Below are 5,273 nucleotides of genomic sequence, written 5' to 3' on the forward strand. Positions count from 1 at the left end.
GGCCGGCCGGCCGCAGCAGCGGGACCGCCACCGCCGAGACCGTGAACAGCAGCAGGACCGCCGAGACCAGCCGGTTGGCCAGCGCCTGGGTGCCCCCGGCCAGCGGGACCCGGGCGGGCATCCCGACCCGGCGGATCCCGGCGTACAGCTCGACGAGCACGCACACGACCAGCTGCAGCCAGGCGAGCCAGACCAGCAGCACCAGGATCGCCACGATCGTGCCGGTGCCGACCTGGCTGGTCAGCAGGTCGAGGTCGAGCAGCTCCGGAGCGAGCGGCGGCCCGGCGAGCCGGAGCAGCGCGTACGGGACGCCGCCGAGCAGCGCGACCAGCGCGGCCAGCGCGGCCAGCCCGGCGAGCAGGTCACCGGTCGTGCGCCTCGGCCTGATGCGCACGGGCTGTCGCGTCGGCATGCGTCTTCCTCCATGTCCAGATTCGTCGTCCTTCACCAGATCGGCCAGTGGTTCGGCGTATTCGGTCTAGGTCTGCTCGCCGATGTCGGGACCGGCGGTGACCGAGGCCTCCATCTCCGAGCCCGGGAAGCCGAGCGCGGCCAGGAAGAACGCCTCCCAGCGGACGGAGACGGTCACCTCCACCTGCCCGTCTCCCGGCTCGCACGCGACCAGCTCGACGTCGCCGCCGTCGTGCGCGGAGACGATCTCCCGGGCCTCGCCGCAGACGGCGTCGCCCTCCAGCAGTCGGGCCCGGCCGGTCTCCCGCAGGTACTCGACGTCGATCCGGTCGGCGGCGGCGCGGGCGGCCTGCTCGGCGACGTCGGCCGCCCGCAGCCGGGCGTTGATCGCGGCCCCGCCGTCCACCAGCAGCCCGGCCAGCAGGAAGACCACGGCCGAGAACAGCACCGTGAAGACCGCCATCGACCCCCGGTCCCCGTTCATTCCTCCACCCGCCTGAACTGCTCCAGCGGGACCACCGAGTCCCCGCGGATCTCCTTGGCCGCGCCGAAGCCGAGGAAGCCCAGGTCCAGGGAGCAGGTCACCTCGACCCTGACCTGCCCGCCCGCCTCCCAGCCGTCGTCGGACACCTCGACCGAGGGCTCGCACTCGCCCTCCAGCGACGCCCCGGCCGCCTCGGCGGCGGAGGCCTGCGCGTCGGCGCGCGTGCGCTCGACCGACGCGGCCCGCGCCGCGTCCCTGGCCGCGCCGTTGACCTCGCCCTGGGCCTCCACGAGGCGTCCCGCGCCGACCAGGAAGAGCAGGAAGAGCAGGAACACCGGGGCGAGCAGCACCGTCTCGGCCGAGAGCGACCCGCGCTCTCCCCCATGCCGGTCGCCGGGGCCGCACGAGGAGGCGGTCCGGCGATTCACTGGCATCCCTCGCCGCCGTCGTCGGGGCGGAAGCACTCGACAGGGCCTCCGAATCGCGCGGTGACGGTGAACGTGGTGGACGGCAGCAGCGGGACGACCTGGACGGCGGTCGCGGTGATCTCGACGCCGCGCCGGTCGCCCTCCTCCCAGGCGGTGGCGGTGGCGCCGGAGAGCAGCTCCGGGCCGACCGCACGGAGCACCTCCGCGGCCCGCGCCTCGGCGTCCTGCCGCCAGGAGTCGGTGTCGAGCCGGGCCAGCCGGGCCCCCTCGCGCGCGGCGGCGTCGGCCACCTGGCGGCCGTGGAACCAGAGGGCGAACTGCACGACGAGCAGGATGACGACCAGCACCACCGGCATGATCATCGCCAGTTCCACGGCGGTGGCGCCCCGCTCCCCGTCACGGCGTCTCCGGACGCCGTACGGCCGGTCACGGCTCGGTGGAGCCACCGCCGTCACCTCCGGTGCCCCCACCGCCACCGCCACCGCCGAACTGGTCGGAGATCTCCGCCTGCTTGTCCTGGACCAGGGTCCTGATGAGCGTGGCGAGGCCGAGGGCGACCCCGGCGATGATGGCGGTGATGATGACCCACTCGACGGCCGAGGCGCCGCGGGTGGGGGCGTTGCGCGCCCTGTCGATGCGCACGTTCAGCAGAGCGACCGTATAGACGATCCACGGATGGTTGACCATGGTCATGACCCCAACATCTTCATAGCGGCCGGGAAACTCAGGAAGATCACGAAGCCCGCGCAGAGCAGGAGCTGGGCGACGAGCATCGACTGGGACCGCTCCCCCGCCTGCCCCTCCACCTCGGCGAGCTCACGCCGGCGCAGGGTGGCCGCACGGGCGGTCAGGGAGGCGCGGACCTTGGCGCCGTCGTCGGCGACCAGGCCGAGCGCGGCGGACAGGTCGCGCAGCTCGTCCACGTTGATCTCGTCGCCGAGCTGGCCGAGCGCCTGCCACGGGGTGATGCCGACGATCCTGGCGTTGCCGAGCGCCTCGCGGATCCGGGCCATCGCCCAGTTCGCCCCCTCGCCGGAGTCCGCCGCGCCCCCGGCGCCGGGCGCGCCGGACGCCCCCGGCGTGCCGACGGAGACCGCCATCATCAGCGCCTCGGGCACGCCGCGCCCGCCGGCCAGGTTCATCGCCACCAGGTCGAGGAAGGCGCCGACCACGTGCCGGAAGTCACGGCGCATCCGGGCCGCGTCCCGCCTGATCTGCAGGTCCGGCAGGAAGAAGAAGACCGCGGCGACCGCGAGCGCGGCCCACAGCGGCACGGTCGGCGAGACGCCCCACCCCATCAGCGCCAGCCAGCCGGCCAGCAGCGGGAAGGCCAGCAGGCCGGAGACGGCCAGCAGCGCCTTCGTCGCCAGGAACCCCTCGAAGGACTTGCCGAGCAGCGCCAGGTCGGCCCTGGCGGAGCGGACCTCCCAGCCCCGGGCCGCGTAGAAGCGGGCCAGCCGCACGCCCAGGCCACGCCGGAAGGCGCTGACCTCCTCGTCGGGCAGGACCAGCTGCATCCGCGGGGCGTCGCCGCCCTCCCGGGCCGCGTCCAGCGCCAGCAGCCGCGTCACCAGCCCCGGCCGCGCCGGGAACAACGCCCGGACCAGCAGGAACAGGCCGAGGCCGAGCACCCCTCCGGCGAGCAGCGCCTCAGTCATCACCCACCTCGCCTCCGGTGGACAGGCCCAGCAGGCGGGCGGGTTTGTCGAAGCGGGCCAGACGGCGCATCCAGGCGAACCCGGCGCCGAAGAAGGCCGCGACCACGACCAGGACGGCCTGGCCGAGGGCGTCGTCGTACTCGGCGACGTAGTCGGGGTTGAACACCACCAGCATCGCCGCGAAGGCGACCGCGGTGCCCACCACGATCTGCACGCTGCGCCGGGTGGAGCGGCGCTCGGCCTCGACCCGGCGGCGCATGTCGAGCTCCTCGCGGGCCGAGACGGCGAGCGCGCCGAGCACGTCGCGCAGGCCGGGACCGCGGAGCCGGGAGTTGAGGATCAGCGCGGCGATCACCAGGTCGGCGGAGGGGTCGTCCAGCTCGTCGGCGAACAGGCGGAGCGCGTCGGGCAGCGGCATCCGGGTGTGCAGGCGGTCCACCAGCCCGCGCAGATGCGGGCGGAGCGTGGGGGACGCGGCCCGGATCGACGACGGGATCGCCTGCTCCAGCCCGGAGGCCCCGGCGATGGTGTCGCGCAGGGACTCGGTCCAGGCGGCGAGCCCCTCCAGCCGGTGCATCGCCGTACGCTCCTCGGCCGCGCCGCCGGACAGGCCGCGCCAGCCCAGGGCGAGCAGTACGGCGCCGGCCGCCATGACCGGCCACCCCGTCACCAGGAGCACCGCCACCCCGGAGATCACCCCGGCCGCCGTCCGGGTGGACAGGGCCCGCAGGAACTCGCGCCTGGCCGCCTTCCTGCCGGGGGTCGCCGGTCGGGGGCGCACGCCGTACAGGGCGAGGCCGAGCAGGAACAGGCCGCCGCCGACCGCGGCCCCGGCCAGCAGCGCCAGCGGGTCGAACAGCCCCGGCGGGATGGGGATCACGCCCACTCCCCGGGGTCGTAGCCGTGCCGGGCCAGCTCCTCCAGGCAGGACAGGGGCGCGTGCGGCAGGACGCGGCCGTCCGGGGCGGCGGCGAAGACCTCCGAGGAGAGCACCCGGCCGTCGACCCCGGCCACCTCGCGCACGCTCGACACGAAGCGCCGCAGCGTCCCGCCCTGGGCGTACTCGTTGCGCTTCTCGATGAAGACCACGAAGTCGATCGCGCCCGCGATCAGCATGTGGGTCGCGTCGATGGGCAGGCGCTCCGTGGCCTGGAGCGCGTAGGTCGCGATCCGGTTGAAGACCTCCATCGAGGAGTTGGCGTGGATGGTGGAGAGCGAGCCGTCGTTGCCCTGGGTCATCGCGTTGAGCATGGTGACGATCTCGTCGCCGAGGACCTCGCCGACGATCACCCGGGAGGGGTTCATCCGCAGGGAGCGGCGGACCAGCTCGGCCATGCTGATCTCGCCCTGGCCCTCGGAGTTGGGCAGCCGCTGCTCGAAGGCCACCACGTTGGGGTGGAGCTCGGGGAACTGGTCGAGGCCGAGCTCCAGCGCGCGCTCGACGGTGATCAGCCTCTCGTGCGGCGGGATCTCGTTGGCCAGCGCCCGCAGCAGGGTCGTCTTCCCGGCGTTCGTGGACCCGGCGATCATGATGTTCTTCCTGGCCGCCACGGCGGCCGACAGGAAGCGGCCCAGTTTCGGGGTGAGCGTGCCGTTGCCCACCAGGTCGCTGAGGAAGACCTTGCCGAGCCGGGCGCGGCGGATGGAGATGGACGGGCGGACCGTCACGTCCATGACCGCCGAGAGCCGCGAGCCGTCCGGCAGCCGCAGGTCCAGCTGGGGGTTGGCGGTGTCGAACGGCCTGCTGGACAGGCCGCTGTAGGCGGCGAGGATCTGGATCAGCTCGACCAGCTCGTCGTCGGACTCGGCGACCGGCTCGCCCATGAGCTCCTGTCCGTCGGCGTAGCCGATGAAGACCCGGTCGCAGCCGTTGATGTCGATGTTCTCGACCTCGGGGTCGTCGAGCAGCGGCTGGAGCCGGCCGACGCCGAAGAGCGCCGCGTGGATGCCGGAGGCGAGCGCCTCCTCCTCCTCGGCGGTGGGCGGGGTGCGGCCGACGCCGATCTCGCCGCGGGCGTACTCCTCCAGCACCTGCGCGATCAGCGCGCGGGCGAACTGGCGCTCGTCCTCTCCGGTCATCGGGGGCAGGCCGCTCGCCTGGTCCAGCCGCCGCTGGTGGGCCAGCCGGTCGCCGACCTCCTGCCGGAACCGCTTCACCAGGGTGTGGTCGATGCTCATGGGCCCTCCTCCGCCGGCCGCGTGAGCCAAGCCGCCGCGCCCCCGGTCCGCTCGCTCATGGGCCCTCCTCCCGCCAGCCGACCGGCGCGGGGTACGGGGCCGGGGCGCCGTGCG

The 5,273-nt window shown here is 74.2% G+C and carries 7 protein-coding genes and 1 pseudogene; all 8 read right to left on the minus strand.

All coding sequences use genetic code 11. From position 1 onward, the window contains the following. Positions 1–412: pseudogene (locus tag ACWJ6R_RS29380) on the minus strand (hypothetical protein); the annotation flags it as partial. A gap of 66 nt (positions 413–478) precedes the next feature. Continuing rightward, complete coding sequence (locus tag ACWJ6R_RS29385) at positions 479–874, minus strand: pilus assembly protein TadG-related protein (RefSeq protein WP_449065343.1); 396 nt, start codon at positions 872–874, stop codon at positions 479–481. Between the two features lie 17 nt (positions 875–891). Then, a complete protein-coding gene (locus ACWJ6R_RS29390) occupies positions 892–1,323 on the minus strand; it encodes a TadE/TadG family type IV pilus assembly protein (protein ID WP_449065344.1) in 432 nt (143 codons plus the stop codon). After that, positions 1,320–1,769, minus strand: coding sequence for a TadE/TadG family type IV pilus assembly protein (locus tag ACWJ6R_RS29395; protein WP_449065345.1), 450 nt, complete (start codon positions 1,767–1,769; stop codon positions 1,320–1,322). The genes ACWJ6R_RS29390 and ACWJ6R_RS29395 overlap by 4 nt, the downstream gene beginning before the upstream one ends. Further along, positions 1,750–2,016 carry a Flp family type IVb pilin gene (locus tag ACWJ6R_RS29400; RefSeq protein ID WP_449065346.1) on the minus strand — a complete coding sequence of 89 codons (267 nt, stop codon included), beginning with the start codon at positions 2,014–2,016 and terminating at the stop codon, positions 1,750–1,752. The genes ACWJ6R_RS29395 and ACWJ6R_RS29400 overlap by 20 nt, the downstream gene beginning before the upstream one ends. After that, positions 2,013–2,981: a type II secretion system protein gene (locus ACWJ6R_RS29405; protein WP_449065347.1), complete on the minus strand. Its 969-nt coding sequence runs from the start codon at positions 2,979–2,981 to the stop codon at positions 2,013–2,015. The genes ACWJ6R_RS29400 and ACWJ6R_RS29405 overlap by 4 nt, the downstream gene beginning before the upstream one ends. Beyond that, entirely contained in the window at positions 2,974–3,861 is an 888-nt protein-coding gene (locus tag ACWJ6R_RS29410; protein WP_449065348.1) for a type II secretion system F family protein, read from the minus strand. The genes ACWJ6R_RS29405 and ACWJ6R_RS29410 overlap by 8 nt, the downstream gene beginning before the upstream one ends. Continuing rightward, on the minus strand, positions 3,858–5,159 hold the full coding sequence (locus tag ACWJ6R_RS29415; RefSeq protein WP_449065349.1) for a CpaF family protein: 1,302 nt from the start codon (positions 5,157–5,159) through the stop codon (positions 3,858–3,860). Before ACWJ6R_RS29415 ends, ACWJ6R_RS29410 begins: the two co-directional genes overlap by 4 nt. Between the last annotated feature and the right edge of the window lie 114 nt (positions 5,160–5,273).

The sequence above is a fragment of the Planomonospora algeriensis genome, assembly GCF_977012225.1.

Excerpts from the sequence above, each read along its gene's own strand:
- ACWJ6R_RS29385 (WP_449065343.1), bottom strand. The coding sequence starts at position 874 with ATGGCGGTCTTCACGGTGCTGTTCTCGGCCGTGGTCTTCCTGCTGGCC.
- ACWJ6R_RS29400 (WP_449065346.1), bottom strand. The coding sequence starts at position 2,016 with ATGACCATGGTCAACCATCCGTGGATCGTCTATACGGTCGCTCTGCTG.
- ACWJ6R_RS29405 (WP_449065347.1), bottom strand. The coding sequence starts at position 2,981 with ATGACTGAGGCGCTGCTCGCCGGAGGGGTGCTCGGCCTCGGCCTGTTC.
- ACWJ6R_RS29415 (WP_449065349.1), bottom strand. The coding sequence starts at position 5,159 with ATGAGCATCGACCACACCCTGGTGAAGCGGTTCCGGCAGGAGGTCGGC.